37 protein-coding genes and 4 pseudogenes are annotated in these 26,896 nt (G+C 43.6%); 21 read left to right on the top strand and 20 right to left on the bottom strand.

All coding sequences use genetic code 11. The features are described from left to right. The 10 genes and pseudogenes from JCM16161_RS12430 to JCM16161_RS12390 form a co-directional block, all read left to right on the top strand. Positions 1-526: pseudogene (locus JCM16161_RS12430) on the top strand (hypothetical protein); the annotation flags it as partial. Between the two features lie 222 nt (positions 527-748). Continuing rightward, positions 749-2,509: a hypothetical protein gene (locus tag JCM16161_RS12425; RefSeq protein ID WP_054856041.1), complete on the top strand. Its 1,761-nt coding sequence runs from the start codon at positions 749-751 to the stop codon at positions 2,507-2,509. A 62-nt stretch (positions 2,510-2,571) separates the two neighbouring features. Continuing rightward, positions 2,572-3,483: an AAA family ATPase gene (locus tag JCM16161_RS12420; protein WP_243671636.1), complete on the top strand. Its 912-nt coding sequence runs from the start codon at positions 2,572-2,574 to the stop codon at positions 3,481-3,483. 53 nt (positions 3,484-3,536) lie between these two features. Beyond that, positions 3,537-3,971 (top strand): ATP-binding protein, encoded by a 435-nt coding sequence (locus tag JCM16161_RS12415; protein ID WP_054856039.1) that lies wholly within the window; start codon positions 3,537-3,539, stop codon positions 3,969-3,971. A 4-nt stretch (positions 3,972-3,975) separates the two neighbouring features. Further along, positions 3,976-4,155, top strand: a complete 180-nt coding sequence (locus tag JCM16161_RS12410; RefSeq protein WP_054856038.1) for a hypothetical protein — start codon at positions 3,976-3,978, stop codon at positions 4,153-4,155. Between the two features lie 10 nt (positions 4,156-4,165). Next, entirely contained in the window at positions 4,166-4,342 is a 177-nt protein-coding gene (locus JCM16161_RS12405) for a hypothetical protein (protein ID WP_243671635.1), read from the top strand. Beyond that, positions 4,339-4,476, top strand: a complete 138-nt coding sequence (locus JCM16161_RS18970) for a hypothetical protein (RefSeq protein ID WP_243671634.1) — start codon at positions 4,339-4,341, stop codon at positions 4,474-4,476. The genes JCM16161_RS12405 and JCM16161_RS18970 overlap by 4 nt, the downstream gene beginning before the upstream one ends. Before the next feature lie 46 nt (positions 4,477-4,522). After that, on the top strand, positions 4,523-4,891 hold the full coding sequence (locus JCM16161_RS12400; protein ID WP_054856036.1) for a heavy metal-binding domain-containing protein: 369 nt from the start codon (positions 4,523-4,525) through the stop codon (positions 4,889-4,891). Between the two features lie 94 nt (positions 4,892-4,985). Further along, on the top strand, positions 4,986-5,423 hold the full coding sequence (locus JCM16161_RS12395) for a hypothetical protein (protein WP_243671633.1): 438 nt from the start codon (positions 4,986-4,988) through the stop codon (positions 5,421-5,423). A gap of 23 nt (positions 5,424-5,446) precedes the next feature. Further along, positions 5,447-5,683, top strand: coding sequence for a hypothetical protein (locus JCM16161_RS12390; RefSeq protein WP_243671632.1), 237 nt, complete (start codon positions 5,447-5,449; stop codon positions 5,681-5,683). On the opposite strand, the gene JCM16161_RS12385 is transcribed toward JCM16161_RS12390, so the two are convergent. Then, the gene (locus tag JCM16161_RS12385) at positions 5,667-6,731 is read right to left on the bottom strand and encodes a hypothetical protein (RefSeq protein WP_243671631.1); all 1,065 of its coding nucleotides are present in this window, start codon (positions 6,729-6,731) and stop codon (positions 5,667-5,669) included. The genes JCM16161_RS12390 and JCM16161_RS12385 overlap by 17 nt on opposite strands. Beyond that, the gene (locus tag JCM16161_RS18965) at positions 6,718-6,882 is read right to left on the bottom strand and encodes a hypothetical protein (RefSeq protein ID WP_243671630.1); all 165 of its coding nucleotides are present in this window, start codon (positions 6,880-6,882) and stop codon (positions 6,718-6,720) included. Before JCM16161_RS18965 ends, JCM16161_RS12385 begins: the two co-directional genes overlap by 14 nt. An 898-nt stretch (positions 6,883-7,780) precedes the next feature. Here JCM16161_RS18965 and JCM16161_RS12375 point away from each other — a divergent pair. The 3 genes from JCM16161_RS12375 to JCM16161_RS18960 all read left to right on the top strand — a co-directional run bounded on the left by JCM16161_RS12375 (position 7,781) and on the right by JCM16161_RS18960 (position 9,661). Continuing rightward, positions 7,781-7,963: a hypothetical protein gene (locus JCM16161_RS12375; protein WP_054856032.1), complete on the top strand. Its 183-nt coding sequence runs from the start codon at positions 7,781-7,783 to the stop codon at positions 7,961-7,963. A gap of 161 nt (positions 7,964-8,124) precedes the next feature. Then, the gene (locus JCM16161_RS12370; protein WP_243671629.1) at positions 8,125-8,502 is read left to right on the top strand and encodes a hypothetical protein; all 378 of its coding nucleotides are present in this window, start codon (positions 8,125-8,127) and stop codon (positions 8,500-8,502) included. Positions 8,503-9,433: 931 nt separating this feature from the next. After that, positions 9,434-9,661 (top strand): hypothetical protein, encoded by a 228-nt coding sequence (locus JCM16161_RS18960; RefSeq protein ID WP_243671628.1) that lies wholly within the window; start codon positions 9,434-9,436, stop codon positions 9,659-9,661. 43 nt (positions 9,662-9,704) lie between these two features. On the opposite strand, the pseudogene JCM16161_RS12355 reads toward JCM16161_RS18960, so the two are convergent. From JCM16161_RS12355 to JCM16161_RS12335, 5 genes and pseudogenes are all read right to left on the bottom strand, one after another. Next, positions 9,705-9,944 (bottom strand): annotated as a pseudogene (locus tag JCM16161_RS12355) (creatininase family protein); the annotation flags it as partial. Positions 9,945-10,032: 88 nt separating this feature from the next. After that, entirely contained in the window at positions 10,033-11,550 is a 1,518-nt protein-coding gene (locus JCM16161_RS12350; protein WP_054856027.1) for a hypothetical protein, read from the bottom strand. A 510-nt stretch (positions 11,551-12,060) separates the two neighbouring features. After that, positions 12,061-12,555, bottom strand: a pseudogene (locus JCM16161_RS12345) (creatininase family protein); the annotation flags it as partial. A 42-nt stretch (positions 12,556-12,597) separates the two neighbouring features. Next, positions 12,598-13,011: a DUF86 domain-containing protein gene (locus JCM16161_RS12340; protein WP_054856026.1), complete on the bottom strand. Its 414-nt coding sequence runs from the start codon at positions 13,009-13,011 to the stop codon at positions 12,598-12,600. Continuing rightward, complete coding sequence (locus JCM16161_RS12335; RefSeq protein ID WP_054856051.1) at positions 12,999-13,412, bottom strand: DNA polymerase subunit beta; 414 nt, start codon at positions 13,410-13,412, stop codon at positions 12,999-13,001. The genes JCM16161_RS12340 and JCM16161_RS12335 overlap by 13 nt, the downstream gene beginning before the upstream one ends. Before the next feature lie 111 nt (positions 13,413-13,523). Between JCM16161_RS12335 and JCM16161_RS12330 the strand changes: the two genes are divergently transcribed. After that, positions 13,524-15,242 (top strand): hypothetical protein, encoded by a 1,719-nt coding sequence (locus tag JCM16161_RS12330; RefSeq protein WP_054856025.1) that lies wholly within the window; start codon positions 13,524-13,526, stop codon positions 15,240-15,242. Positions 15,243-15,270: 28 nt separating this feature from the next. On the opposite strand, the gene JCM16161_RS18955 is transcribed toward JCM16161_RS12330, so the two are convergent. The 6 genes from JCM16161_RS18955 to JCM16161_RS18935 form a co-directional block, all read right to left on the bottom strand. After that, positions 15,271-15,438 (bottom strand): hypothetical protein, encoded by a 168-nt coding sequence (locus tag JCM16161_RS18955; RefSeq protein WP_243671627.1) that lies wholly within the window; start codon positions 15,436-15,438, stop codon positions 15,271-15,273. Positions 15,439-15,458: 20 nt separating this feature from the next. After that, on the bottom strand, positions 15,459-17,045 hold the full coding sequence (locus JCM16161_RS12325; protein WP_054856024.1) for a hypothetical protein: 1,587 nt from the start codon (positions 17,043-17,045) through the stop codon (positions 15,459-15,461). A 41-nt stretch (positions 17,046-17,086) separates the two neighbouring features. Beyond that, a complete protein-coding gene (locus tag JCM16161_RS18950) occupies positions 17,087-17,314 on the bottom strand; it encodes a hypothetical protein (RefSeq protein WP_243671641.1) in 228 nt (75 codons plus the stop codon). A gap of 61 nt (positions 17,315-17,375) precedes the next feature. Then, positions 17,376-17,723, bottom strand: coding sequence for an MBL fold metallo-hydrolase (locus tag JCM16161_RS18945; protein ID WP_243671626.1), 348 nt, complete (start codon positions 17,721-17,723; stop codon positions 17,376-17,378). Next, positions 17,686-18,075 (bottom strand): hypothetical protein, encoded by a 390-nt coding sequence (locus JCM16161_RS18940; protein ID WP_243671625.1) that lies wholly within the window; start codon positions 18,073-18,075, stop codon positions 17,686-17,688. The genes JCM16161_RS18945 and JCM16161_RS18940 overlap by 38 nt, the downstream gene beginning before the upstream one ends. Further along, positions 18,039-18,302: a hypothetical protein gene (locus tag JCM16161_RS18935; protein WP_243671624.1), complete on the bottom strand. Its 264-nt coding sequence runs from the start codon at positions 18,300-18,302 to the stop codon at positions 18,039-18,041. Before JCM16161_RS18935 ends, JCM16161_RS18940 begins: the two co-directional genes overlap by 37 nt. Before the next feature lie 132 nt (positions 18,303-18,434). Here JCM16161_RS18935 and JCM16161_RS18930 point away from each other — a divergent pair. Both JCM16161_RS18930 and JCM16161_RS18925 read left to right on the top strand, forming a co-directional pair. Further along, a pseudogene (locus tag JCM16161_RS18930) lies at positions 18,435-18,736 on the top strand (DMT family transporter); the annotation flags it as partial. A gap of 33 nt (positions 18,737-18,769) precedes the next feature. Beyond that, positions 18,770-19,228: a DMT family transporter gene (locus JCM16161_RS18925; protein WP_243671640.1), complete on the top strand. Its 459-nt coding sequence runs from the start codon at positions 18,770-18,772 to the stop codon at positions 19,226-19,228. Between the two features lie 6 nt (positions 19,229-19,234). Here the strand turns inward: JCM16161_RS18925 and JCM16161_RS12305 are convergent, their stop codons facing one another. From JCM16161_RS12305 to JCM16161_RS12295, 3 genes are all read right to left on the bottom strand, one after another. Next, entirely contained in the window at positions 19,235-19,690 is a 456-nt protein-coding gene (locus JCM16161_RS12305; protein ID WP_054856023.1) for a hypothetical protein, read from the bottom strand. An 810-nt stretch (positions 19,691-20,500) separates the two neighbouring features. After that, positions 20,501-21,040 carry a hypothetical protein gene (locus JCM16161_RS12300; protein ID WP_054856022.1) on the bottom strand — a complete coding sequence of 180 codons (540 nt, stop codon included), beginning with the start codon at positions 21,038-21,040 and terminating at the stop codon, positions 20,501-20,503. Further along, positions 21,013-21,927: a hypothetical protein gene (locus tag JCM16161_RS12295; RefSeq protein WP_243671623.1), complete on the bottom strand. Its 915-nt coding sequence runs from the start codon at positions 21,925-21,927 to the stop codon at positions 21,013-21,015. Before JCM16161_RS12295 ends, JCM16161_RS12300 begins: the two co-directional genes overlap by 28 nt. Positions 21,928-22,225: 298 nt before the next feature. On the opposite strand from JCM16161_RS12295, the gene JCM16161_RS12290 reads away from it, so the two are divergent. Beyond that, positions 22,226-22,447 (top strand): hypothetical protein, encoded by a 222-nt coding sequence (locus tag JCM16161_RS12290; RefSeq protein WP_054856020.1) that lies wholly within the window; start codon positions 22,226-22,228, stop codon positions 22,445-22,447. A gap of 16 nt (positions 22,448-22,463) precedes the next feature. Here JCM16161_RS12290 and JCM16161_RS12285 read toward each other — a convergent pair whose 3' ends face one another. Continuing rightward, positions 22,464-22,853: a hypothetical protein gene (locus JCM16161_RS12285; RefSeq protein WP_054856019.1), complete on the bottom strand. Its 390-nt coding sequence runs from the start codon at positions 22,851-22,853 to the stop codon at positions 22,464-22,466. A gap of 121 nt (positions 22,854-22,974) precedes the next feature. Here JCM16161_RS12285 and JCM16161_RS12280 point away from each other — a divergent pair, with 121 nt between their 5' ends. Beyond that, positions 22,975-23,199 carry a hypothetical protein gene (locus JCM16161_RS12280; protein ID WP_054853856.1) on the top strand — a complete coding sequence of 75 codons (225 nt, stop codon included), beginning with the start codon at positions 22,975-22,977 and terminating at the stop codon, positions 23,197-23,199. After that, complete coding sequence (locus JCM16161_RS12275) at positions 23,189-23,626, top strand: type II toxin-antitoxin system VapC family toxin (RefSeq protein ID WP_054856018.1); 438 nt, start codon at positions 23,189-23,191, stop codon at positions 23,624-23,626. Before JCM16161_RS12280 ends, JCM16161_RS12275 begins: the two co-directional genes overlap by 11 nt. A 10-nt stretch (positions 23,627-23,636) precedes the next feature. On the opposite strand, the gene JCM16161_RS18920 is transcribed toward JCM16161_RS12275, so the two are convergent. The 3 genes from JCM16161_RS18920 to JCM16161_RS12265 form a co-directional block, all read right to left on the bottom strand. Continuing rightward, complete coding sequence (locus JCM16161_RS18920; RefSeq protein ID WP_243671622.1) at positions 23,637-23,843, bottom strand: hypothetical protein; 207 nt, start codon at positions 23,841-23,843, stop codon at positions 23,637-23,639. Further along, entirely contained in the window at positions 23,756-24,172 is a 417-nt protein-coding gene (locus tag JCM16161_RS18915; RefSeq protein ID WP_243671621.1) for a hypothetical protein, read from the bottom strand. The genes JCM16161_RS18920 and JCM16161_RS18915 overlap by 88 nt, the downstream gene beginning before the upstream one ends. A gap of 147 nt (positions 24,173-24,319) precedes the next feature. Beyond that, on the bottom strand, positions 24,320-25,039 hold the full coding sequence (locus tag JCM16161_RS12265) for a hypothetical protein (protein WP_054856050.1): 720 nt from the start codon (positions 25,037-25,039) through the stop codon (positions 24,320-24,322). Positions 25,040-25,718: 679 nt separating this feature from the next. Between JCM16161_RS12265 and JCM16161_RS18910 the strand changes: the two genes are divergently transcribed. Both JCM16161_RS18910 and JCM16161_RS18905 read left to right on the top strand, forming a co-directional pair. Next, positions 25,719-26,084 carry a hypothetical protein gene (locus JCM16161_RS18910; RefSeq protein ID WP_243671620.1) on the top strand — a complete coding sequence of 122 codons (366 nt, stop codon included), beginning with the start codon at positions 25,719-25,721 and terminating at the stop codon, positions 26,082-26,084. A 315-nt stretch (positions 26,085-26,399) separates the two neighbouring features. Next, entirely contained in the window at positions 26,400-26,762 is a 363-nt protein-coding gene (locus JCM16161_RS18905; protein WP_243671619.1) for a hypothetical protein, read from the top strand. Positions 26,763-26,896 lie beyond the last annotated feature (134 nt).

Here is a 26,896-nt window from a genome sequence, read left to right as displayed (position 1 = left end):
TGATCCCTGCATTGGCACGGTTGAGGCCGTGCAGTGGGCCGTGATGACCTGGTTCGCGGCCTACAATAACACCAGCGTCAATGAGTTCGAGGCGGAACCGCTGAACCCAACGGTAATGATGAATTACATACAGACACTACTCAATAATGAGGCGTTTAATACGGTAACATTCCCAAGCGGCACAACATTAATTTATGTTGGCGATATTGATACCCAGGTGAGCGCGACGCCGTTATTTGCCCTCGCAGGCGATATGGGCTCAATACTCGAGGCCATGGGAGTGTCACTACCTCCTGAGCTACAGCAATTCCTAAACTACCTAATAGTGGGCATATCCTTTAGTACGCAGACCATTAGCAATATTCAAAATACAATATTTATACAAATGAGTTATCCATCTGGTATCAACGTATGCACAAGCCCCATTGCCTATGAATTTAATTACCAAGTCTACGTAAGTAACCTGAGCAGTTACTACCCAGCACCTACGGCCTACGTAGACTTCAACGCCGGACCATGCTCATAACCCTAAAAGCGGCCAGCCCGTTGAGGACTTTTAAAATCACCCCTTCTTTTCCCTTTCTTGTTCTCACCCCTCCTGCCATTTACGCATTGGTTTTACCCTCTTGGCTTGTTCCTTTACCGCGTTTTAGCAGTGAATCACTTGAATAGGCGTAACTCAACCCCGCTCGGCTCACCTTTTATGATTGGGTGGAGTTAAAAAGGTCTGGTTGATTAGGTAGAATTGATGGTTGTGGGTTTGAAAATGAAGTGGTTTGTCGTGGCTGTGCTCGCGATTGTCGTGGTTTTTGTGTTTGCACTGACCATGCATTTTGTTGGTGAGTCCATGATTAAGTCCGTGAACCAGGTTGGTAAGGTGAGCCTTAACGCCGTCAATGGGGTAGTTCCAGTCAGCATTAACGTGCCAATCTACGTTATTGGTCCTCAAACGCTTATCCAGAGTCTCATTAATGTTGGCGTTAATGAATCATTGATTAAACCAACAACCATTAACCAACTACCAAACCTACCAAACAATAGCATTATGGTTATTGACTGGTCAGCGATAAGGCCGCTGCTTTACTTGATTAACAGAACTGGGGTTAATGCCGCTAGTCCTGCCATTAATACCTTAGTGAACCTACTTAAGCGTGGTGATTTGGTCTTGATAAGCGTCAATAAGAGTTCTTTATCCATTGCTGAGTTGGTCTTAGCTTATTCTCTTGCCAGGGCCGACGGTGTCGAGGTTAGTGGATTCACAAGCGTTGGTTCATTTCCATACCCAATTAGTCAGTATTTAATTGCATACCCAGTAATGCCCATAACGACAAACTACACGTTAATTGCAGGCTTCGTTTATAGGCGTGATGGAGTGACGGCACTGATAGTGGGTCCATTGAATATGCATGACATGCCTGGCTTGGTGATTACATGGTTAATGGTCACCGGCAGATACGGCATAGCCACAACTCCATTAAGCACTTTGGACCCAGGTTACGAGAATACAGACCCCTGCTATGCGACTTGGCTAAGCCTATTAAATGCACCAAGTGGTTCGGAGGGCGTATACGAGAATGATGAGTACATATTCATATGGGGTGCCCAGGCATTGGCCAGTGAGGCTACGCAGACCGTTATTATAAATCATAACCTCGGTATCGCCGCGGTGAAGGACAATTACGGTGACACCTTTTACTATGACTCCTGCATTTTGATCCTTAACACCACGCAGTTCTACACGGATACGCCACCGAACATACCCATTGAGTTAATAGGCGATGTTGCCTACGTGATGACACCATCCGGTGGTAACTCCTGGATTGCTAATAGAATCGTCGTACTAGGGCCTGGGCTACTGAGTAACTTAATTGGTGGCTTTGACCTATATGCCAGTTATGAGGATTACGTAAACGGCTTAACTAACTCGTTTATAATAACCACGAGCAGTGGGTACTCACCAACACCACAGTCGTCATCTGGTTCACTATTCTTTGGGTTTAGTATAGGTTATGAATCCGCTAGCATCTTTGTTGAGTATACATTACCATCAATAGGTGGGGCATCCGAGGGTATTAGCGTAAGTACTTACCCGTCGGCCTCGGCCTATGGGCTTGACGCAAACAACTACACATGGAACTTTTACTATAGCTTCGGTCCTCTTGACCTGTCAAGTGATGCCGACTTCATTAATGGTTTAATCGTCGGTGGCCCTGGAATGGTTGGTGAGTTGGCAATGCCTAATTTCTCGCTCGGTAATACGTATTGGGTCTACGCACCATTTAACGCCGAGGTTGAGACAACATGCTGGGACGCATGGGCTAACATGGGCTGGGAAATAGGCGTCATACCGGCATCATCAAGTGTGATTGTCAGCCCAAGTAATGTGGGCTTTTGGTTCTCGACACCGCAGACAAACGCGCCAAGTGGGTCGTGGGTCAATGGAGTATCTTACAACTACTCGCCATATTATAACTGCCCCAACATGATAACGTTGAGTGCACCGAGCTAGGAATATCATATAACGGGTTATAAAAATTAATATAAATTTTATAGCGAAAATTAAGAGTGGTAATGAGTAAAGATATAATGCGTGTGTATGGATATAAGGTATTTCCTAAGGAGATCACTATAGAGAACTTCAAGAGCATAAGGAATTTAACGTTGAGACCCAGGCCAGGTATAAACCTATTAGTTGGTCCTAATGGTGCAGGTAAGACGAATATTTTAGAGGCTGTGCATTTTTTCATGAGGGCGTTATCGAGGGATGAATTGATTAAAATACCCTATGCGCCATATATGCCCTATTATTGGGATCCGCAGGACCTATTTTACGCTAAAGACTTTAGTAATCCATTGGGCTTTAAACTAACCTTAAGAATAACCTGGGAGGGAGAACATGATACATACTCAACGCGTATGGTTCTCTCCACGAGATTTACGTTAACTGGCCCAAGAAGTATAGAGCCGCAATGGTTTGAAATAGATGTGAATGAATCAAAAATCGAGATCATGGGGGATAGACTACGTGTTTATTTAAAAGCTAAGTACACTAAGTATTTGAAGGATCTGAAGATAGGGCTTGACGATTTTAAAGAGCAGAATGGATACTTAATTGGTGACTTTAAATTGCTAGGCAATGGAATATTGGGAATTCTTTATTCTACCCTCCTATATGTAATGAGTACCCCAAAATACGAAAATCAGGATCTCCTCATGGTTCTAGGCATAGCATTACCCACCGACAGACTAGCTACTATTCCATTCATATTTAAATGGAATAGGACCAACGCTAATGAGTATAAAGGCATGCCTGTCCCGGTCCCTACTCTTACAACGACCACATTGCCATTTCCTTACTTCTTCATGGTGTTTGATGCGGTGTTTTCCAATGTAATACTTCTAAAGCATCCAGACGTGAGTGCTATTTCAGAACCAGCACCAATGCGTGGGCTAGAAAGAATGGATATTAGGCTAGGAACTTAGTATCTATCCTGTATTCACTTCGTGCTAATAAACGCCTTGATAAACTTGAGCGGGTGCTTAGGGAATTATTCCCAGAGGTGAGCATAGGCTTTAGGGACTTTGCAGGGAGGGTGGCCCTGATAATGCAGGAAGGAGGCTTGGAACTTCCTCCTCCTAACATGCCCGATGGCCTTATTAAGGTGCTGGCTATAGCCACGGCAGTTGAACTTAAGCCCTCCATTTTACTTATTGATGAAATTGAGAATAGTCTGCACGCCAGGGCCTTGGAGGTGATATTTGATTTACTCAATAACCTAGAAATACCCGTACTGGTTGCCACCCACTCACCAATTCTTGTGAATTTAGTCGGTCCGGAGAGAACGATAATTATTAGTAAGGACTTGAACGTAGCGACTACGGTGGAGCAGGTCAGCAATGTTGAGAGTCTCAGGAGTAAGCTTAAGGAGCTTGGCGTTTCGTTTAGCGATTACGTGTTTTATGGGAGGTGATTAATTGATTAAGAGGATGATCGTTGTTGAGGATACGTACGGCGTTGGATTCCATAGGGAATTAATACGTAAATTAGGAATTAGCACGAATCCTGAGGTGAGGAGGTTACCGGCTGGTAAGTGCAGTAATGCACTTCGAAGAAAGGTATTGGCCAGCGCCGTGACTGATTCCATATATAATTAAGGTGGTTTTCGTGATCGATGAGGAGAGTAGGGGTAAGGATAGGGCAGTTAATGATGTTTTGACTTACATGATGGGGTTTGAGGATAGGGTTAGGGTTGTCCTTGTTCAACCTAAGCACGAGCCTGGCTTTGCATTGGGCTCGGCTTCGACAAGATTAAGTGTAGGAAGCAACCTGAGGATGTGTTGAGATATAATAAGGGTAATTACGAGAAGAGATACTTAGCCGAGTGGGCTAATAATGTTGATATAGGTAAGCTCAGGAATGAGCCTGATTTTCAGGATTACTTAGATGCCCTTAATTGGCTTCTTAAGGATCCGTAGTGAATAGCGGTAAAACTTTAGTACTTTATTTGAATAATCGTGAATAATGGCGATTAGGGAGGGTGACGTTATAGTTGTTACTTCACCCTACATTCCTGGGTATAGGATAGTGAGGGTTTTGGGCGTCGTTTTAGGCATTACGGTTAGGTCTAGAGGCCTTGGCGGTAGGTTTCTTGCGGGTTTAAGGGCCTTAGCTGGTGGTGAGATTAAGGAATTCACAGAGTTAGCCGAGCAAGCCAGGAGGCAGGCTATTGAGAGGATGATTCAACATGCTAAGGAGCTTGGCGCTAACGCCGTCATTAGTTTCAGGCTCGATAGTAATGAGATCAGTGAGTACATGGACGAGATAATAGCCTACGGTACCGCGGTTATTGTAGAGCCTGAACAGGGCTCCGGACATATTGCGTTAGAATGATTTCCTAAGGATTAACTATATTTGTTTAATTTATCATATTAAAGTCCCTGTATATGTAATAACCTTTAAAAATGAGTTTGGGATCGATCAAGTAATGAATAAAGTTTTGACTCTAGCTGTGCTACTTATGATAATCATTGCTGCTGCGGTTACCGTATTATTAATCATCCATAGTACAAATACCATGAGCTATGTGGATAGGCTTAGGGAGTTAATAAGCAATGGCACGTTTACGGCGGTATACAACGTAAACATCACCTCAATCACCATGAGTGAATCTGGTAATAGGATAGGTAATTATAGGGTAATTGACCAGATAAGCCTTGGGTATATAAATGGCAGTAAGGTCTTTATCGTAGCAGTTAGGTATATTAACGAAACATCAGCGCCGGAGGAACCACGCATAACGCTATCAGAGGTTGCCTTTTGGATCAATGGAACAAGCCTTTGTGTGGCAAATCGCGTGATCATTAATGAACGCAGCTTAGGAGTAGTGAGTGCTATGCGCAGGGTACTTACTCATTATTTGTGAGCCTTTTACCGTTTAATTACCTGTTGAGTAATGTTAGTGTTGGCGTAGTTTCTGAGGGATTTAGCGCCAATTACTCAATCATTTCGCACATAAATTACGTGAATTCTACGAAATGGCATGGAAAGACCGTGTATTGCTATGAAATAGTCAGTAAGGGGGTTAGTGAGACAGAGCAGGTAATGACCAGGACAAGCACGAATAACTACATAACTGGAATAATATGTCTATTACACGTTTACGTAACTATTCATTATTTTTAATTACTTCTAATCCCTTTAATGCTATTAAGTAAGCTGAGGCCGTATGCCTATCATATCCTTTTTCCCTCATCACCTTTTCATGCTCCTCTGAGTTGGTAGTACCTTTAGGATTGACTAAAACGACGTTAAACCCTAACCTCAATGCCTTAATAACACCGTGAGTTAGCAACTGCTTCTTAGCGAAACGTGAAACCTTCCTATTACCGCTTTTGCTCCTAGTGAACTTCCTCCTCTTAACTAGGAATAAGTCCTCAAATACGACGTAATCAACGCCAATCCTTGAGAGGAAATTAAGGGCCTCAGATAAAGCGTTCAGTCTCAAAGCCTTAGCCCTCTCCTTAGGAAAACCTGGCCTAGTAACGTCTGAATACCAGAAGGTCTTGGTGGTAATAACCCCACCATCCCTGTTGATCACAACCACGTTTAGCCTGTCACTATTTAAATCAAAACCAGCAACTAAACCATAACCAGGTGGTTTCGGTGAAGAGAGGTACCTCAGGTATAGCCAGAGTGGTATTTGGAGGTGTATCATCGGCCTTTCCTTAAAGGAAATCACCGCGCCATAACCCTCCTCCCTTCTACTCGCTAAATCCTCCGATTCACGAAGCAATGGTAAGTACTTCCTGCCGAAATAAGCCCTTCCAACGATCCACGTCCCCCAGGGATCCTTGACCTTAACTTCCACGTGGTCCTCCGAAACGTGAAACTTAATCCCCCTATTACCCTTATCGCTTTTATTCCCCCTACAGGCAATCCACCTCCTCCTAACCTCAACCTTATTACCATTATTCTTAACTAACGCTAATGCCTGCTTATAGGCTGTTTCAGCGTAAAAAGCGTAAGGGATGATTTTATACAACTCCTTAACAGCATCATCTAATGGAACTCCTCTTAAAGCCAGGTTAATCCCAGCCTTCACAGCCTTTGAGTAATAATAAGCAATCCTCGAGATTCTCCCAATGTCTTCAAACTCAACCCTACCGTTTATAGTCACGAATTGGAAGTTTTCGAGTGCCTCCTTAGACCCTATCAATCTACTCCCCATCATCTGGTAGGATAACAATTACGATCACCTCCTTTCCAGCAATTTTCCCGGCCTTCTCCCTAACACTCTTCGGGATGTATATTGCATACCTCTTCTCACCGTACTTATCACTCCCAGCAGAGGATATGACGCCTCTGAAAACTATCTGCTCCATTTGATTTTAAGTAGCGGAAAAGCTATAAGCTTTTCTGCTAACACTTTATTGAAGGGTATCACTGTGAAGCCTATGAGCAGTCGCGAGGTGGAGGAAGGCACCCAACGAGGCTCCCCGTGTCCTCGAGGGGAGTGGTTCACCGCTCCCGTAGACGGCACGGGGAGGAGGAAGGAGTGATGAGGCCGAGTGATTAATAGTCACGAAAAGTGACTATTAATCACGATGAAGGCCGAACTCTATTACCCAATGGATTGCCAGCAATTAGCGTACTAAATGAGACAACGGTAACTATGTTCAATGAAGCCAGGTCTACAATAATTGAGACACTAAGGTCGGAGCTGGTTAATTACACACTCAATTATTTTAACATAACAGCATTTAATGAGTTAATTAAAGCAACAATGAGTCATTGAGGATTCATTAATGCGAGATACTACTTTCCTCCTAGATTCATAACCAAGCATTTAAATAATTAGCTAAACCACCATACCAGTATGCCCAAATGCCCCGATGTCAATACTCAAGCTGGGCGTTATGAAATCGCGCTTTTCGCCGTGCTCATTTTCGCATTGTTTATCTTAATGCTTTATTTAACTATGAATACCGTGAGATCTTTGGTATACTTCTATCCTTCATTATTATTACCTCTAATAATAATGTCTCTCATAACGGTTGGTATAGGTCTCTTGTTCTATCTCCTATATGATTATTGCTTCATCAATAAGGTTGACAGGATCATCAATAATTATCGTTATTTCACATACTTTATGCTTGTAATGTTATTTTTTGAATATTGGCGTGATATTTGCGGTAATTATAACTGCCTATATTCAATCTCGTCATACGGCATGTATTACATTATCACCATAATCCTACTTGTGGTACTAGCCTGATCTACATGGACATACCCTTTAGAAGCTCTGTGTTTAGTCAGTACAGGGCTTTCATGCTTGGCATCCTAGTTATTTCAATGGGTGTTACGTTCTTCATAATGAAGTTTAATGTGATGGGTAGTCTCCTCACCGCGTCCGGTTTTATCATTCTTGCATTATCGCTATTAGAATGGAGAAGGTATCCCTGAATTTAGGAATACTAATGTGGGAAGTTATATTCTGCGTTGAGATCGAGCAATACCTATGGACTTGGTTATTGAACTTAACATATTAGATATTAGAACATTTATTAGCTTAGATACCATTAATTTAAGCGGTTAGTATGGCTTTACATAGTACTAATGCTACCATGGTCATACTCAATATAGCAATGATGGCGTTAATACTGGTAATTCTAATGAGCATTGGGATCATTGTAAATAAGCCTATTATGGAGATCTCTGGTTCCAATTACGAAATCAATTATTATAAACTACCCATTAGTAGACCAACCCTATTAATACATGGAACCATCAATGGCATACCCGCATCAATCACCGTAACACTATACGCATACACCCCAGCTGAGATCTACCTACTTGGTTATTACCGGGGATTTGGCTCTGTTAGTATTAACTTGGATCGGCATCTTTTCGTTAAGGCGGGAGATAACGGGCTTATTAGTATTGGAGATATATGGCTTAGGGATTACGGAGATTCGATTAGACCCTCATTAATTGCTTCATAACTTATGGCGTCGGCGATATCGTTAGGACAGCCGTAATCGCAATACCGTACAATCCAGCATGGATAGTAACGGAGAGGCCTGTGGAAATTAATTTGTATGTTAACTTTAACTATGTAAAGTCATTAACGGTAAATACCGTAAATACGAATAAGGATATTTACGTTTGGGTACTTAAGCAATATCGCATATTTAGTGGTGGCGTACCGTTAATATTTGTTGGTTGGGATATAAGTGTCATAAAGAATTTATTCCTCGCCTCAATTAGCGTTGGGTCATACATAAGCAATAGCGGGATATATAATATCCTCAATGAAAACGGAAGCCTAATATCCATAGGACCTACTTATTTTATACAAGGCACTTATTACGTACTCTCACCTTCCAGTGGCATCATTATTAGCAGCACCATGTTTTCTAAAACCGAAAATGAACCTCCCATAGTGCAGTACTTCGTTCCGCATCAGGGCTTTGTATATTATGGCATACCTTCATACATGGCAAACGTATCCTTTCAGCTATACGGAGTGAATTCATTCGGCATCTCTCAGGTAAATGCTTGGATAAACGGCACCATGGCCTTAGCACCAGCCTCCTTGATATAAGTTACTCAACGATAAGGCTCAACACCTACCTAGACATCGGCAATGGATCATTAACGCGAATGTTCAGCGAAATACTACATAATAAGGGGCATTTAATAATAATCAATAGTCTGGGTAAAGGCCTTACTAATAATTGCTCGCAGGCAATTCCGCCCGCCATAGATCTAACATCTATTAGCTATTATTTTCCCTGGTGGGTAATGTATACGTCAATGCCTAACCATGTAATTAATCTAGATTTTACAATCCTCTCCTTAGTAATTGGTGTGTATGTCTTAAACGCTTTTGACAATAATCAATATATAACGAATGTCATGAACAATGATGCCGTGACCATGATATCATATGGCTATAACAACCTAGGTGCCCTGATAATTGTTCCTAGGAATACTAATTTTTACATAACAATAATTGGCAATCCACTGCCAATAACTGGTCCACAACCAATACTTATATACCCAATCGGTATAATCATTAATGAATCAAATTATTACCTAGGTGGTGAATGCCAGATGGTTCATCACATTCTATTACCAATATTAAACATACCTCAATAACATTTTTAATACCCTTACAGAGATGGTCATTCATAGATCGTCCCTACTTAACCTTTGTTATTGGTAGTTTTCCGTTTCTTAAATCATTTATTAGCTGGACGACTTCGTCTATTGCCGCTTCAAGTATTGCCCTGCCCTTTTCCTGGCTTGCCCTTGATGGGTATCCCTGCACTGCCTTCGTGTACTCCTGCGCATAAACCTCCTTCCCGTAAATCCTAAACCTGGCCTCGACCCACTCATCAGCCGAGCCATCCCTGGGCACCCACTTGACTAGGTCTGGGTATTTATTTGAATGCTCAAAAACTAACTTTTTATTATGTAGTGTGGATGCTGGAATTTAAGCCTGGACTAATTCTAATAGTATTGAAAGATTAGGTGTGGTGGTTTTTGGCCCGTGGGCTTTGGGTGGGGCAGTTCAGCCTCTCCATCGCCCTTGTTATTGCCTTTGCCCTCCTTTCCTTGCCCTCGCTGGCTGCCTCCTCGTGCGTCCTCCTCAACACCTCGCATACCTTGCTGACGAGCTCAGGGTACTTCCTTATCACATCTATGCCCATGTAGACCACGTACCTCTTACCCCGCCTACTCAGCTCAGCATCATAGCCTGCATTTTTCAAAGTCTCTAAAACAGCCTCATAATCCTTACGCACGGCCTTAAGCTCAACATGACCAATATCATTCACGCTGACAGTCATCTTAATACCGGCAACCTCGATTGAAGACCAACCCCTTGGCTTAACCTTCATGCTTGCCAACGTTATTAAGCGCCTAAGCTTTTCCGCGTCTGGTAGTAAGCTTAAGTCCTCGAATAAGGCTTTAATTAATGTGTCGCTAAGTATTCTACTAACCAACTCAACAGCCTTTGATGGACAAACTTTATAACCAATTAAATGCCCTTCATTCTTCTCCCTGAATTTAAGGTCTTTCAATATCTCAATTAGGTTGTCCCATGTTTTGCGTTTTATCTCACTCATTGAAAGTTTAACAGTCTTCATCTTAATATCTACACTGCCATCGCCTAAGATTGCGAATAGTAAAAATATTAAGAAATCCTCGTTATTTAGTTTGCTGGCTTCTTTGACAACCTCGGTCTTGCTTTTGAGCGTGCCCCTATGATTAATAGCCATTAAATTCCACATGATGTTTATGCCATTGTCATTAATGCTCACACCACGTATGCGCATGTGGTTCTTCCTTGGCCAAGCCGATAGCCAAGTGATGACTTGCCAAAGCTGGTTAGTCCCCATCTCTGGGTACCTATCCTTACTAATCGAGCCGTCGGTCAGCAAAAGCCCGTACTGCATTGCTCTTAGCGTGTTGCCGCTGAAGAGTATAGGCACAGATATATAAGTGCCTCTGAGACCATTTAAGCGCAGCGTTATCGTTATACTCTCTGTCTTGGCTACTCTCTCTAGATAAATCGTTAGGCTCTCCGTGTAAAAATGCGCCACAAAGCTCTTGTTTTTGTTAAATGGCTCGCCGCTTATGATTATCCTCACCTCTTCACTCTTTAGTTTACTGATTAACTCTTCGAGCTCCCTTCGATAGGTACTCAGCCACTTCTCGCGTGCTTGGTTTAGGAGCTCGAGCGTTTTCTCGCCGGCATCGAGCATTGCCCTCCTTAGGTTGGTTATATTTTCATTACTGCTTTCCTCGATCTTAACCCTGATTTCCCGTAACCAATTGCTCAGCGCCCTTATTGGCTCATCAAACGGTGTTGTTGAATTACTGAACAGTATTGCTCTGTGCTTCTCAACCCTGCTTAGGAACTCATTGATTAGCCTCATGGTTTCCTCAACGACCCTTGGATCATCAACCTCCTCACCACACTCGAGCCTCCTCGAGCCCCTCACCTTCTTACCCCAGCAAATCCTTAAGCCGTTGAGAACCATGAATCATCCATAGGGCTAATCCTCAACGGAGCTAATAAATCACTACCAAATTAGTGCTGAACTGGCTTAAGTACTTGATTGAAAGGGAGATGAATAAGCCTGCGTCAATGTGGTTCACGTGCATTGCAATGGGTTAATAAGTGTGAGACTGCCTAAGCAAGACCATGATGTATTCAATCGAGCTATTGATGGTCTGTGGTTAAGCCAGTAAGGCTGTGGCGGTGGATTCATTAACCATATGCATAGCAGATGATGGGGCATTAAGCTATACGCTAAGGAAGTATCGCCTGACGTATACCCGTTCAACGACGTAGCCACACCAAAAGTAATCAACTCTCTCAAAATCAAAACATAACGACATACTTCCAACAATACGCCAAAACCACCCACAATCCCTACTCCCAAACCCCAGGCACTAAAGAATAATATTCAATGCATTGCCAATACATATAGAAAAAGAGAGAATTTTAGTTTGTTTTTATTCTAGTTTGCGCGATTATCCTCTATGCCGGCCCATACTTCACTGGTCTCGTCCTCGGCGGCATGGCCTTCCGGCGTTTCAAGAACCCTTTTTCTGGCTTCCTTTGCCAGGTCTATCCACCAATTAATGATTATTATGACTAGGTTCGTTTCCTTGGCAACGTCCTTAGCCGCCATGTTTAAAGCGTCTGTGTTACCTCCATGTCCATTAATTACGACTAGGTACCTAACGCCGTTTCTGGCGACCTCCCTGAATATATCCCTGTACAGCATATATAGCGTCTCATTGCTTATAGATATTGTTCCTGGGAACTTATCGAGTACGTACGTATTACCATACCAAACAGTGGGTAGTAGGAGTGCATTGGTCCTCTTGGCGGCCTCCTCGGCTATGTAGGTGGCCATTAACGCGTCAGTACCCAGTGGTAAGTGAGGGCCATGGGCCTCGACAATGCCGGTCGGTAGCAGGGCCACTGTTTTATCTACCCTCTCGAATTCAGGCCAGGTGAGTTCCCACCAACGCATTAATTAGTGATTTAATAATGCCTTAAATGTAATACCCTGGAGTTAGGGGTCCCAGTACTGCCTAACCCTATCCTTAAGCGCCAGGGCTAGTTCGAGGACCCTCCTATAGTCCCTCGACTTAAGTATCTTATCGACTAAGTTGAGGTCTAGGTTAGCGTAGCCGTGAACCACCACATTCCTAAAGCCCACCAACGACTTGACCAGGGCCTCCTCACCCGTTACCAAGCCCATCTCCCTTAGCTTCCTGGCGATTCCTGAGTAACCCTCTACCGTGATGCCCATGTTCGATAACAACCGCTGGCACAGGTCAATGAAGGCCTGGGCCTTAACCTGGAGTGCGTGTATCGACGCCAGTTGGTCTCGCCAATCGTTTAAGTCGTAGCCGCGATTAACCAATTCATCGAGCTTCCTAGTCATATCCTCAATAATACTCAGCAGTTTATTTAGGATCGCCATCTCATCACCAACGCCCTACCCGCATTAACCACTAGGTCCAACTTCCCAGCATCAATGAGGAAGTCCTCACAAATAGAGGCCCTCCTATGCATCCTCAACCAAGCATCATCGCCAGCCATGTACAGTATCACGCCATCACTAAAAACCTCATGAATCAGGTAACAATCGGTACCGTCGCCAATGGGCACTAGATCCACCTTATCCGTGTCCAGGTAATCAAACAGGTCAAAGAGCAAACGCGAGTACCTATCTAGGTCAAGGCCTCCCATGAACTCCACCGCAATATCAACATCCTCACCAAAACCCCTCCTAACTATGGAACCAAAGAGAACAGCATAGTAAATGCCGTAGTTACTCCATGGAAACCTCCTCAACCTATCAATCACTGATTTATTAAGCATTAAGCCCAATCCAGGGATTGCATACATACTTAAAGTGTTTACGTTTACCCAATGTATCAAGCAGGTACGTACAAAAACCTTATTTCCCAGTGCATAATTACCTATTAATTTATGAAGGACCACGTAATGACCACAGCTATACACATGGCCAAACGCTCAATTCCACTATTAATTGCAGCACTGGCATTAATGGTAGTACCCAAGGCAGTACTCGCACTCGATGGCTGTTACATATTTACTAGCATTAATTTAACCTCAACGGGCTTCCCGTACAGTATCGCATTCTATGTGAAAGTAAGCCCAAGCCGCTTCGTGCATTGGCCTCCAATTACTGCTGGCTTATTTAATAAAACCATACCCATCACACTCAGTGAGAAGATACCCCAGGTCGATATATTATTTCTTAATAAAACCATTAACTACGTATCACCAAAACCACCCTTCTTCTACACGGCAGAATTAACAGCTACCTGGAGTTATACGGTATATCCAGCAAACATCACCAACTATGTTTCATATGCCCAGCTAGGTCCTTGGCTAAATATGACGATGATTAATAACAGCTGCAGGTATCTACGCGCATACGTGGTTCTACGCCCAGTACCTGCCATAATTAATGCAAGACCTGACTGGACATACTTCTGCGCATTCATTGTAATGCTAGTATTACTAGTCGGAATCCTACTAATTATTATTTGCCTATTCCTCATTAAGCCCATAAAAAAGCCCATCAGCAACTCATCAGCGTCGCTCGGTGTTTATAGCTTTGGTCGTGGCATGCTAATATTCCTAATTACGATTACCATAAGCATAGTCATGACAATGACATTCCTAATGTCATCAATACTCACGGGAAGCCCACCGCCAGTCCTCGCCCTATCGAGTGGATTCACGGTGTTTAACCACGTAGTGGCAAACCTACTGTACGTCACATCTCAGGGTCGATTAACGGTGGGGAACTTGGCGAGTATTACGATGTACATGATCGTGATGTCCATAATGATCGACGTAGTGTATGCATTGTTCATAGTAGCCATGGTTTTCCTTAAGGATGGTTTTTCTAGGTTGGGTTTTATTAATGATAATGTTCGAATCGGTTACTACGGTTCATTAATAAACATATTCGGCATAATACTCCTAATGATTGCTTACCCAGTAATAATCATTTTGGCAGAGCCACTCGCCATATACGCAATTGAACATGTGACTCCCTCAATAACGCCCGGCATAGTCTCAATCGTTGAGGGATTAATAACTGCTGCGGTTCTGGGCTTAATAGGCTTAATAGTGTTGCTTGTGGGTTTCATCATGACGCTCATAGCCACATATAGGTTACTACTCACCTACAGCCCAACCACGAGGTACCTCAGCGCAGCAATAGCCTTACTGATAATAGGCATTATTTTAAACCTAGTGAGTGTAATGGGCATAAGCCTGGGCCTAATCACATACGCACCAGCCATCGCTTACCTATACTACCTAACAACACTCACACTGAATAGAGTCTCCAACCTCAACGATATAGACGCGCTAATACTCAGTGCGGAGCACGAACTAGACGTGGCGAGGACCAGCGCCTATCCAATTGATGATTTAAAGAGGGCATTCAACTATGCAGTCAAGGCATTGGCAATTAGGGATGGACTACCCGAGGTTCAGGATGCGGTGAGGATAGGCCATTGGACGGACCAACTGACGACGAGTGCCGTAATGCGATTATCAGACAAGCTACCGACAGTGAAGGAGTTATGGCTAATCCTGAGCCAGGGCTCAGTAATAAATATCGATGATGTAATAGGTAAGGTTAAGGAATTACTCAGAACGCTTTAATCAAAACAATGAACCTACTCAGCGGCGCTCAGCCCTGACACACAGTAGAGCCAGGCCATGGGTATAGGTAGGGCAGGTAATCCAGGTAGTAACCACTACCATTAATCACAATACCTGCAGGCCAATAATACTCATTACCACTGGACACAGTAATGGCTGGCGAACCCACGAACGTAGTATAGAACTGCCACGACATATTGGGATTGGTATATATGTTTACGAGGTAATTCTGGTATATTGTAGCTTCAGATGATGTGAAGTAGTTAAGTATATATGATACGGCGAAGCAATGAGCGGTCCAATAATAGGTGGTACTTCGCCTAAGACCACCTCAGCAATAATCTCAGCAATAACACCACCAACATCAGCACCCCAGGCAGGAATGCCCGGGTTGTACGTCACTAGCACCTTCTGTAAACCATATTCTACGACACTATTCGACAAACTACTGGGATTGGGCGCATTGTTACAGGCCTGGACATACGTTGGCGAGGACTCAGTAGATGGGTTATACGAAATATACTGACCGTCAAGCACCGAGAATGCCTTACCAGCTAATCCCTGGTTTATTAATACGGCTAGGGTATTCGTCACTGAACCATTACCAATATCAAGATACGGATAGATTGTAAGGATACCGGATGATAGGCTACTCAAGCCTAGCACCATCGTACCATTTGCAATGTAAGTAGGCGTACAGGAACCACCTTGAAATAAACAGTAGTAATACGTAACCGCGGCAACATACCCAATAGGTCCAACAAACATGGTACCAGAACCTGGTACGTAATAAACCTGCTGTCCATACATGCACGCCGAGCTAAGAGAGCTCCCATGCGTAATGGCTAATTGTTGTTCATAAGCATTGCACACCGGTTCATATAGGTACATATTTACGGATTGTGAGAATGTAATTGTTGGTCCATTAGACGTGGTTGAGAGTATGTAATAGCCTGTTGTGTTGTAAATGGCATATGAAGCATAGAATCCGCTACCTGCTTGTGCCTCCCCGTTATGTAATGCAATATTTATATTCGTAATACCGTTACTCCATATCCCCGAGCCCCAACTTACGAAGAATAGCGGTATTGGCCCATTAAATTCGTAGCAACTCTCTAGCTGCCAACCAGTTGAGCTTAGGCCAGGTACATATGGTAAGCTAGAAGGTGATAATGGAACACTATTACCCATACATGAACCCACGTAGGTATATCCATACGGATCTGTTATGTTTATTTTGGCATTAGTCATCTGCATGGTTGTTGACTTCGTTAGGTTTCTCGGTATTGGTAGTGGCTTCGTCATTGTTAGGTTTATGGTTGCCATTATTGTTACGTGTTCATTACTTATTATCCACCTTGGGTCGTAGGGTATTGCTAGGATTATGAACCTAATCGTGCGTGTTTCATTGGAGACGTAGGTGACGAATGCCAGTAGTGATGGCCATAGTTCAGTCACCTGCCATTCCCCGGCTACTTCCCTGATTAGGGGGCTTGTTAGGTTTATACTTATTGTACCTTCCCCGTAGTAGTAGCCCACGGTGTATATCTTCGTTGTTGTGAATGCGAATAGACTCACTGTCACTGGTACGGGTGTGTTATTTAGGTATGCGCGTATTACCAATGTTGGCGATGCGGCATTACTCACGTTGTAGTAGTCTATGCGTGATGCCTCGCCAGTGATGGTCATGAATGGCTTTGGCTGGGTCTGTGTCTGGGCTAGGACTACCAGGGTTATTGAGAGGACTGCCATTGAGAGTATTGCCAGGGTGATCATGCGTGCCCTGCCTATTTGCCTGGGCATAGTGGTCCTTCTCATTATGGGGCTTTTTTTACACCGGGTGTTCATATGAATTGCGCCCTGCCCTCACCCAAGCACGCCTCCATGGGTATTACCAGGTTATTGAGCTTCTCCTCACCAACCGTGGTGTATGGCCCATGGCCTGGGTAGATTATGAAGTCGTCGGGTAATTCCCTGTACAGCCTGCACACGGAATCCCTAAGCCTATCCACATCGCCTCCTGGTAAGTCGGTCCTACCGACACTGCCAGCGAATAAGGTGTCTCCAGTGATTACGAAGTTATCGCCAACTATTGATATTGAGCCAGGCGTATGCCTGGAGTATGCATAACCTTTAGGTCAAGCGGTAGTTTTGATCCTCATCAATGAACACGGGCTCCGGGAGTTCCGGCCTCGCGAATCCCCACCTCACAGCCAATTCGTTGAATGCATCTCTCAATTCCCAATCAAGTTTATGAACCATGAATGGGACGCCTAGGCTATCGGTCAGTTCTTTAGCTGCACCCACGTGGTCGAAGTGAAGGTGCGTGGCTACTACGGCCAACACCCTCCTATTACCTAGGGTATTTAGTATTGCCTCAGCCTCATCACCAGGGTCAATTATCACGCAGGAATTGCCATCGCATACAAGGTAGCAGTTGGTTTCAAGGGGCCCAACAACTACTACCTCCACAGTGAGCATTAGAACCCCTGCCTTGGCTTGGCCTACCCATTATTGACCACACCTCAATTGCGCAGGCGAGTATTGATAATGACTGTATTGTTGCCCCCACGTAATTAATGACCGACCTATTGACGAGTATCAATACTATGGCCGCGATGATCAGTATCGTGCTCGCCAACCACATGTACCTCGATGCCCTATGCGTTGCTATGCTGGTTAGTACGCCGTAATTACCAATCATTAGCGCCAAGGCAATTATTAGGGATATCACTGAGGCTATGAACTGCCTAGTCAATAGTAGGGCTAGGCCTATTATCATAGCTGCCGTAAACGCTATGGGCACGTAACCCCTCTCAAGGCCGCTACGCACGAGTGTAATGCGAGGTACGTGTATAGGCCTAGTATTAACGCCAGGGTGATAAGGGCGAGCATGGCTATGTTACTGGGTATGTAAAGCATGAAGTATGGCAGTGGTATGTCGGTGTATATCGTTAGGTAGCTGGTTATGAAGAGCCATAATAGGGATGCGAAATTAACCACCACAAAACCCACATAGAACCAAACAAGCCTACCAAGCATCTTTGTACCTACGCCCATATTATGAGTACGCCATAAGACGCCCTTAAATCCCTTACTATTCACTAAATGGTTGGTGCCAGAAATCCTTATAACACTCCATATTAATCGCGTGACTAGGTTATGAATAATAAACTCCGTGGCTACCTAGCCATGCTTGGCGTTCTCATTGCCTGGGGCTCGTCCTACTCCATCTCTAAGGTGGCCATGTATTACATGTCCCCCTTCGTGCTCACGATGTATAGGTTCGGCTTTGGTGGGCTATTACTATTCCTAATCGGCAGGGGCTTGGTAATAAATCGTAGGTACGTAATCAATGCATTACTTAATGGGGCCTTATTCGTGGTCTTCTTGAACCTAGCCATTAAGTATAGTTCAAACCCAGCCTGGTCTCCGTGCTTGTTTATACACAGCCAATCTTCGTACTAATACTATCAATAGCCCTATATGGTGAAAAGCCGACTGCGCTGCAGGTAGTTGGTATTATAATGGCATTTAGCGGTTTATTGATTGCTGTCGGTGTTTATAGCTTTGACATTGGTGACGCCATTGCAATACTTAGTGGTTTCATTTGGGCGCTGGGCACTCATTATTACAGGAGGAAACTGATCCATGAGGACCTCATTAGGTTGAATGCCTCGATGGCCGTCATATCGGCATTAATAGCAGCACCAACACTTATCATTAACCCGCATATGAAATTGACACTGAATGCCATTGCGTGGGGCATAATCGTTGCATTGGTGGCTCAGGTAATGGGCTTCCTACTTTGGTTCCTCGGTGTTAAGGATCTCGGCCCCGTGACGGCAAGCTCGATCTCAATACTCGTACCCGCATCCGCATACTTATTCGCCCTATTAATACTTGGCAAGGTGCCCACGGAGATGGAAGTAATAGGCTCGGCAATAACGTTGGCCGGCGTCTTAATATCGCAGTTAAGGGTTTAACGAACCTCATTGACCCTGTAGGTTCAGGGTTTCATAAAGAACCTGCTGACCATTCGTGAATACCACCTCTGCCGTGTTTAAGCCGTAGATCCTCGAATCACCGTTATAATTCGCAGTGCAATTTCCAACCCTCAACGCCGCACCTACGTAATGCGTCCCATTACTAATTATAGTCAATAACGCTGAGCTTCCAGGTGGTATTACACACCTATTACTTGATGTGAACTCAGCATTATTAATCACGATGTATGCTAACTCCACATACTCCGTGCCTGAATTAATTATTATGAATGTAGCGTTATTTTGCGACATGCTTGGGCCCTCAATCATAACCCTAACGCCAAATGACCTTGATGCATTGCCGGCTATTCCAAATACCCAAATTACTATTGCTATGGTTAATGTTATTGCTACTACCACGAGTATTATTGTCGTTATTGTATCGCTCAACCCCTCACTCATTGTGGATATTAAGTTTCAATTCCCCTTAATAAACATTATTCTTAATAAAAGATAGCCACAATCAACGAGGAAGACGTTGGTAAGGATGAAATCATTAAGTAAGGATAAGCTATAAGAACTAGGTCTTGACTGTGGTATTCATAACAATTGACGTAATCCTAGTACTAACATTGATTGCTCTGTTGAATATGCAAAGTACGCAACTTCTAGCAGGTTCATGGATTAGTGATGATGAGTTAGTTAATATAACCATGTAGACCCACAATACATGTTCCATTACCACGGGTCCAGACTATACACTATCAATATGATGAAGACCGTTAATCTCAATAGGAGTAGGTATACTGTGTATGCCGTTATAATCGAGGTCACGATAGTGACTTTCTATTCTCTTTAGAGATTATCACAATAACTGACATACCATGCTTCTCCGTCTGTCAATCAATTCAATAGGCCAATCTCTATACTTAAACATCACTAGATTCCCCTACGTGTCTTAAGCAATTCCCCAATGGCTTCAACTAACCTAGGGCTGACTCGGCCCATTAGGCGAAGGTTCTTTATAGATGAGATTTTGAGGAATATAACCTACATAGTGTGCGGAGGATATATTCAAACTTAGAATGTATATCAAAAACTCAAAGACATACCATGCCATTCATTACCTACCACTCAGGTCAGGACACGACACGGACAAGGAAATTAGCAAGAAGACGTGGAGAAAAACCATGCAAAATAAAACCAATGCAGAAAGATAAAAGAAAGTAATCTTAATTTTAAATTTATTTTAAATATCTTACAAACTCGTCCTTAGGATATTACTCCCAGGCAGCCCTCATAAACCTGGAACCCAGAGTCTATCCAACTCGATGTTCCATAGTAATAATACTCGGTTGGACATGCAGTCTGTCCGTAATTATTATCGAAAGATAGAACATAGACAAGGAAGCCCTGCGAGTTCCAGTTGAAGCTTCCTAAATCGCCAATGGGATTCACGTAACAGTTATACAGCCCTATTGGTGGAAAGCTTGGCACCGGCACCTCACCCAAATTTGGTGATTCAACTATGTATTGGGCATATGGGAAGTACGTTGAGTAACCGTTGAAGTTGTTAGACACGGTCACCGTGACGCATTGGCCCTGACCATTACCCTGCTGGTTAACTACCTCATAACACACGGTCCATAACTCAGTATTACCATTATTTGTGAAAGATGGACTACTTATATACGAATATATGTAGTAACCCTCATATTGTGAATAGGAACCCTCAGCAAGTACTTGTGGCTCGTAATTAAAGGCCGTCCCAGTATACCAAATAATTATGGTAGGCCCAGACCCCTCCCACATATATCCGGCTTGCATATAGGGTACCAAATAATTATAGTTTGGTCCGTAGCTACCCAGACTGCGACTGCGGTGTTTGAACTACCACTTATGCCTGAGGGTACGTATAAATAAGCGGATACGTCAGATAGCGAGTAATTGTTATAATAAACCACATAACCAGCCCAACTTACTGTGGTCTCCGTTTCGTTTACAACCCTGATTTTGTTTATTTCCTGCACCATACTCTTTGGTACTAGAATTATCTCAATCCTCTCTATCCCCATTGGTTCCAGTGGGTAGTACTTGACATGTATTATGCCAATTCTCATATTGTTTGGTGCTATTACGTTTATTGTATACTCAATACCAACGGTATTTATAATTAAGTAATTTCCAGACCTAGTAATGCTTGTTATGAAGCCCTCACCAGCCGGGACAAGCCTACCGTTGCCTACGTACTCCCTAACCACGGGTATTCCCATTAGCAGTTTCACAGTCCCATTAAATGCCTCATCTAAGCTGAGCCCGTTGTAGTTAAGAAACTCATTGATAAAGCCCATGGCGTTACCGAGGTTGCTCAGTGAGGCGAATATCGATGTCGGAATCACGAACTGGGAGGCACCGCCAATAATGTAGCATGTGAAATTAACAACACCCATCGGCGGAGTTATGCCAGTTAGGTTAGTACAATGCTGTTCACTAAGTGGCTGCAGTGGCACGTTAAACACCGGAGGTATCCAACCACGAATGCCGGCACAGGAGCACGGAGGACCAGCTTCAAGCATTTCATTGAGTAGGGTCTTATTACCCTCATAAACAATTAGCTTAACCCAAGATCCAGCAGGGCATGGGCAGATACGAGGCTTAGAAACCTGGTAAGCAAAATAAACGGAAGCTATAATAGTCACAATAATTATCACTCACACCATCATAACTAACCACTTTGTTCTTAGGCCCATAACCATCGGTTCTACCCAACCCACCGGACTTTTTTTTTTACTTCGGGTGTTCTTAAAAGGTGAGCCGAGCGGATTGGTTTGTTGATTTCATTATTAATTACCCTAACGGCACCACCAATGGCTATTCAATTGACGCCAACATTAGTAATTATGCCAATTACTTTGTGTGGGCTCAGTACATTAATGAGAGACCCTCATACCCCAGCGAAATTTCTAACCTGGCGACCATAAGCCAGGCTATGTCCTTGTGTACGACATCGCCTTTTACGACAATAATCTTGGTGAGTGGGTTTCACCAACGAGCTTGTCCTCACCCAGTTACACCGCCTATGCGATAACCATGAACTCATGTCCAGGGATGGTACCAAGTAGTTATGGGCAGTACGAGATACCCAACGGCTTCCCAAACTCCGGAACCCAGGTAATGGGCTTCAAGGATCAGTACACGACTAACTTCTGCGTCGGTTAATAATTTGTTTTATGCATTATGTACGTGCGGGTGCAATGCTGCTCTCCATTAACTTAGTCATTACCTTCGACGTTAATTCGTAGGTCGCGGCTATGTTTGAGTTCAGAACCCTCAACTGATTGCTTATTAGGTCGAGTCTGTCAATTACCTCCTTACGTAGGTCATCGATTTTTCTACCTAATTCATCAAATCTAGTGTCAATTTTCTTGCCTAACTCATCCATCTTATTACCTAATCCATCGATTTTCTTACTAAATTCATCGAGCCTATTCATCATTGCGTACATGAGTATTAACTCCGCATCCTCCCTTGAGACCTCCTTCTTACTAATCCAATTAGGTAGTTGGGCGATAACGTAGTCCACACCCTTACTGAGTACTAGGCTCATTAACTCACTTAAGTCCATACTTATTAAATTGGTCTCAAGTCTTAATTTAAGCCTTATTTCTAGGGCGTTTGAATAACGAATACATCTGCAGTATTTATTGACAGTAAGCCTTATAATCGTATTCAATTAATAGTTTACAATGAGTGTAGTACTGTCTGTTAGGATACCCAGGTGGTTGAAGGAGGAGTTGGATAGGCTTGGTATTGACTACTCGAGGGAGATTAGGGAATTCCTTGAGAGGAGGGTTCGTGAGGAATTGGCGAAGAGACTTGAGGCTAGGTATGAGGAGCTTTTGAGGGATTCACCGCTGATAAGGGGTAACCTTGCCGTAGAATTCATTAGGGAGGATAGGAATGCCAGGTAGGCAGATCGTATGTGATGCAAGCGTTATAGTTAAGTGGGTTATTAAGGAGGATTACAGCGACTATGCCGAGAGGATACGTATTGACCATCTTAATGGCCACATCACGGTCGCTATACCATCAATAGCCATCGCCGAAGTAGCCAGCGCCCTGAGGAAGTATTATCTACGTAAATTAATAAGTGAGGATTATATGAGGAGAGCCCTGGACTTATTGAGTAATAGTTTATTGCGTGTTTATAATGTTACGTGGGACTCAGTAATTAGCGCGAGCGAGTTATCTATTAAGTACGGCATTTCGATATATGACGCCATATACGTGGACCTAGCCATGAGACTTAACACGGTCATGTACACGGCTGATGATGCATTAGTGAAGTCATTAGGTGATAATCAATATGTGAAGCACGTAATTGATTATGCCCCGTGACGTGGACATTTCAGTAAAGTATTGTTGGGTCCTTCTTAAGCGATGCTTCCCAAAACATTATCTCAAAGTTCACACTATCCCTAAAGGCCCTTTCCATCTCAGGCGTTACATCATACTTATCCAGCGTTCTCAGTATTGCCTCAACCCTAACCCAATAGTCGCCTGAAGCGTAGAACTCAGCCCATGCATTGAATATGGCGTTCTTAGTCCCAACCACGTACTTACCAATCTCATGATAACCCACATGCATGGCGCCCACGCCGCGAGGAACTGAGGCCAGCCCAGTGAGGCGTAGTAGTGTAGATGCCTAGTGTATGCGTAATTAACCAGGTTGAACCCTGTATTGTCAACTTCCTCCTCCGTTATTGATAAGTCACGGAATAACCTCTCATGAACCTCCGCACCCCTCTCCACATTGCTGAATACCGCCGTTAACACGTCAATGGCCTCATTAAGCGGAGCCCTACTTGCCGCCTCAATCACGGCCTTCTGCATTTCCCTCACGTACTTCGTGTCCTGGATTAGGTAATATCTAAAGACGTCCATTGGTAGTGAACCATCCTAAGCTTCTCAACGAACTCATGCCTAGTGTATTTACTCCATAAATCACCCACTAATTCCCTGAGCATCTCATGGGTACTAACCATATGATTAATTCCATAATTATCTGGTTATTAAATATTATTAACAGGTTTATTGAACATTAGGACCACACCTGCTAAGTTCGTTAATCACGTCGATTGGGTTCTTCTCGATGATTCTCTTCCTAGTGTACTTAATCCTCTCGCCACTCCTCCTATCAATACCTTCAAGCTCCACCCTAGCCCTGACTAGGCACGTACCCAGGGACTCCCAGGTGAGTCTCGGACCCCCCAATGCCCTGACAACCTCGTCTATGTGTGGAGTACTTTCCGGCGGAACCACTCCACTCCTTTGGGCTATCTCGATATGGTAATTATTGAAGCCAACCCTAACGCGGTAAAGCATGTACCTGGCAACGTCACGGCAATTATCATTGAGTGGTATAACCCTGGCATCGAAGTAAAGGACCCTACCAAGGGCATTACTAACCATGGCCGAGGCGAGGCCTGCCATTGAACTGATCAGCTTGTACTCACGTCCATTAAACGGTACATAACTAAGGAGAAAGACGCTAATCTCATCACTAATCACTAGCGAGTATTCGCCGGAGAAGGCCCTCATTAATTCAACGGCAGCCTTAATCAATGCCCTATGAACCCTCTCATCCCTGGGCCAATTAAAGTCCCTAAGCGCCTTACCGAAGCCAGCCCCATCAAGCCTAACGACAATTGGCGGCTTAACAATGCTAGTGACTACCCTGGAATCAAAATCCCTCTCTAACTCCACAGGATTTACGCTGGTCAGTAGGCTAACCATGTCTATGTTACTCACTATACTCACGGTTTAACTGTAAAAGCCAAATAAAATTAAACTCTGCGGTTAACACGGTGAATAATAAATGTTCCTTACTATTGAATCAATCAATGACTGTGACATTAGGGGAAATTACCTGGTCTATACACATAATACCCTCCATAACTTGTGCCTGATCCATCAAAGGTACCATCCACGGCGCTGTTAACTACTAATTGAACATGGGCCTAATATATGAAATTAGCAATTATTAATAAACGGCTATAATTCCACCAACGATACAGTATGTCTCTTATTTCTTATTACAGAGCATTAACCATATCATTGCTTACCTCCTTACAGTTCAAATTCCTACCTCAATGCCTCAGTGCATTTTAAGTGAACACCCAAGTTAAAAAAAAGTCCAGGCATGCTACGCATTGTGTATGACAACTGTAAGCTGGACTAAAATCCCGGTCCAGGTTAAGGATACGCTTTACACTTATGGTGCAGTGGTCTTACTCATAGCAACGATATGGCTTGTGGGCATACACATATACCAACTAATAAACCCACCAACAATAACAATGGTACTCGCAATGCAACCAGGAGGAAACAAACCGCAAGTAACAATTTATTATAGCTGCGGTTGGAAGTGGTCCTCATCATCAGCTCCAGCAGGCAGCACCGTAGCTTCAATGGATGGTGCGGCTATACTATGGCGTCATGGTCAAACATATTTCCGTCTTACTACTACTTTGAAGTTTACATATACGATCCATTTGGTTCTCCAGCTAACCCAGCGCCGTACGGCACGGTTAATTATCCTGAAGGGAATAGTTACGAAACTTATTCTGTGACCCTAAATTATATAGTATATAATGGCGCTTACGCATGGTATTGGGGTGTTGGTCCAGTGGAGTATGCACCTAATGGACCTACACTTGGCTATTTTACCGCGTCAATTAATGGATACTGGACACCAAACATGCCATATACTTATGAGGGCTGTGCATATGCTTATGCTACTTCAGGTATAAACGGTGGATCCCCAGGTTGTTCATCAATAGCAATAATAGGTTGATCTCCATGTTGGTCTTGTCATCAAACTTTAAAAATGGTACATTATTGATAATTCTATAGGTGTTGCCCTATGGATGTGAAGAGAAAAAGGTTAATCTTTAAGTATATCTATGCCTTAGTTATAATTTTATTTTTCAGTATACCAAGTGCCATGTATGGAGTATTTTCATCAATGTTTCCAGAGCCTAAATCCTTACTTTATGTGTTTAAAGTAAAAGTTGTGCCGCCTCCTACGTGGGAAGTCGTATCGTTTATCCTGTATATTATCGCATCCTTCGCGCTGGATTTAGTAGTAATACCGTACTTGTTCCGTGACGTGGGTATTAATAGTTACATAAGCGCAGTGGTCTATATGTTACCCATGTTTCTGATAATGCTCGTAATTACTCTACAATCTATTTACGTTAATATATGGGCAGCCTATACTAACCTATACGCCGCAGCCACAGGCCATGGACCTGGCGAGGTGATCGTGCCGCCTGCATCTCCACAGAATGAGTTGGCTTGGCAATGGTTTGGGACTGGCGTGTCTGAGGTTTATTACGCATTGTTATCCTTTTATACTATACCCGTGGTCTTCGCCGTTTGGTTTGCCCTGGCCTACGTAACCCTCCTTTGGTCGAGAAGGTACATGGCTAAGAAGACCGTTAAGGCGTTGATGCCTAAAAAGGATTATTAATGGGCATGGCTTTATCAAATGGGTGATGTGAAGCGGGGACGGATCTGATGGGTGAGGACCTAAGACCTGCGCGCTGACGTTCCCTTCAATTAAGTCCCTGTAATTGGTATGTGTAAGGCTTTTTAGCTTGGGTA

The organism is Vulcanisaeta sp. JCM 16161, assembly GCF_001316285.1.
Note: the sequence above shows the minus strand (reverse complement) of the source record. Positions and strands in the feature narration are given on the sequence as shown.

What these genes read in the sequence shown, in the direction of transcription:
- JCM16161_RS12335 (WP_054856051.1), bottom strand. Translation starts at nt 13,412, where the DNA reads ATGCTTAATAAATCAGTGATTGATAGGTTGAGGAGGTTTCCATGGAGT.
- JCM16161_RS12395 (WP_243671633.1), top strand. Translation starts at nt 4,986, where the DNA reads ATGAATAAAGTTTTGACTCTAGCTGTGCTACTTATGATAATCATTGCT.
- JCM16161_RS12300 (WP_054856022.1), bottom strand. Translation starts at nt 21,040, where the DNA reads ATGTGGGAGGGGTCTGGGCCTACCATAATTATTTGGTATACTGGGACG.
- JCM16161_RS12420 (WP_243671636.1), top strand. Translation starts at nt 2,572, where the DNA reads ATGAGTAAAGATATAATGCGTGTGTATGGATATAAGGTATTTCCTAAG.
- JCM16161_RS12325 (WP_054856024.1), bottom strand. Translation starts at nt 17,045, where the DNA reads ATGCCCAGGCAAATAGGCAGGGCACGCATGATCACCCTGGCAATACTC.
- JCM16161_RS12370 (WP_243671629.1), top strand. Translation starts at nt 8,125, where the DNA reads ATGGTCATACTCAATATAGCAATGATGGCGTTAATACTGGTAATTCTA.
- JCM16161_RS18910 (WP_243671620.1), top strand. Translation starts at nt 25,719, where the DNA reads ATGGCGTCATGGTCAAACATATTTCCGTCTTACTACTACTTTGAAGTT.
- JCM16161_RS12275 (WP_054856018.1), top strand. Translation starts at nt 23,189, where the DNA reads ATGCCAGGTAGGCAGATCGTATGTGATGCAAGCGTTATAGTTAAGTGG.
- JCM16161_RS12280 (WP_054853856.1), top strand. Translation starts at nt 22,975, where the DNA reads ATGAGTGTAGTACTGTCTGTTAGGATACCCAGGTGGTTGAAGGAGGAG.
- JCM16161_RS12305 (WP_054856023.1), bottom strand. Translation starts at nt 19,690, where the DNA reads ATGAGTGAGGGGTTGAGCGATACAATAACGACAATAATACTCGTGGTA.
- JCM16161_RS18935 (WP_243671624.1), bottom strand. Translation starts at nt 18,302, where the DNA reads ATGGGCGTAGGTACAAAGATGCTTGGTAGGCTTGTTTGGTTCTATGTG.
- JCM16161_RS12425 (WP_054856041.1), top strand. Translation starts at nt 749, where the DNA reads ATGGTTGTGGGTTTGAAAATGAAGTGGTTTGTCGTGGCTGTGCTCGCG.
- JCM16161_RS12400 (WP_054856036.1), top strand. Translation starts at nt 4,523, where the DNA reads ATGGCGATTAGGGAGGGTGACGTTATAGTTGTTACTTCACCCTACATT.
- JCM16161_RS12340 (WP_054856026.1), bottom strand. Translation starts at nt 13,011, where the DNA reads ATGGCGATCCTAAATAAACTGCTGAGTATTATTGAGGATATGACTAGG.
- JCM16161_RS18965 (WP_243671630.1), bottom strand. Translation starts at nt 6,882, where the DNA reads ATGGAGCAGATAGTTTTCAGAGGCGTCATATCCTCTGCTGGGAGTGAT.
- JCM16161_RS12330 (WP_054856025.1), top strand. Translation starts at nt 13,524, where the DNA reads ATGAAGGACCACGTAATGACCACAGCTATACACATGGCCAAACGCTCA.
- JCM16161_RS18955 (WP_243671627.1), bottom strand. Translation starts at nt 15,438, where the DNA reads ATGTCGTGGCAGTTCTATACTACGTTCGTGGGTTCGCCAGCCATTACT.
- JCM16161_RS12350 (WP_054856027.1), bottom strand. Translation starts at nt 11,550, where the DNA reads ATGGTTCTCAACGGCTTAAGGATTTGCTGGGGTAAGAAGGTGAGGGGC.
- JCM16161_RS12385 (WP_243671631.1), bottom strand. Translation starts at nt 6,731, where the DNA reads ATGATGGGGAGTAGATTGATAGGGTCTAAGGAGGCACTCGAAAACTTC.
- JCM16161_RS18945 (WP_243671626.1), bottom strand. Translation starts at nt 17,723, where the DNA reads ATGCTCACTGTGGAGGTAGTAGTTGTTGGGCCCCTTGAAACCAACTGC.
- JCM16161_RS12285 (WP_054856019.1), bottom strand. Translation starts at nt 22,853, where the DNA reads ATGGACTTAAGTGAGTTAATGAGCCTAGTACTCAGTAAGGGTGTGGAC.
- JCM16161_RS18925 (WP_243671640.1), top strand. Translation starts at nt 18,770, where the DNA reads ATGGCATTTAGCGGTTTATTGATTGCTGTCGGTGTTTATAGCTTTGAC.
- JCM16161_RS12375 (WP_054856032.1), top strand. Translation starts at nt 7,781, where the DNA reads ATGGACATACCCTTTAGAAGCTCTGTGTTTAGTCAGTACAGGGCTTTC.
- JCM16161_RS18915 (WP_243671621.1), bottom strand. Translation starts at nt 24,172, where the DNA reads ATGGACGTCTTTAGATATTACCTAATCCAGGACACGAAGTACGTGAGG.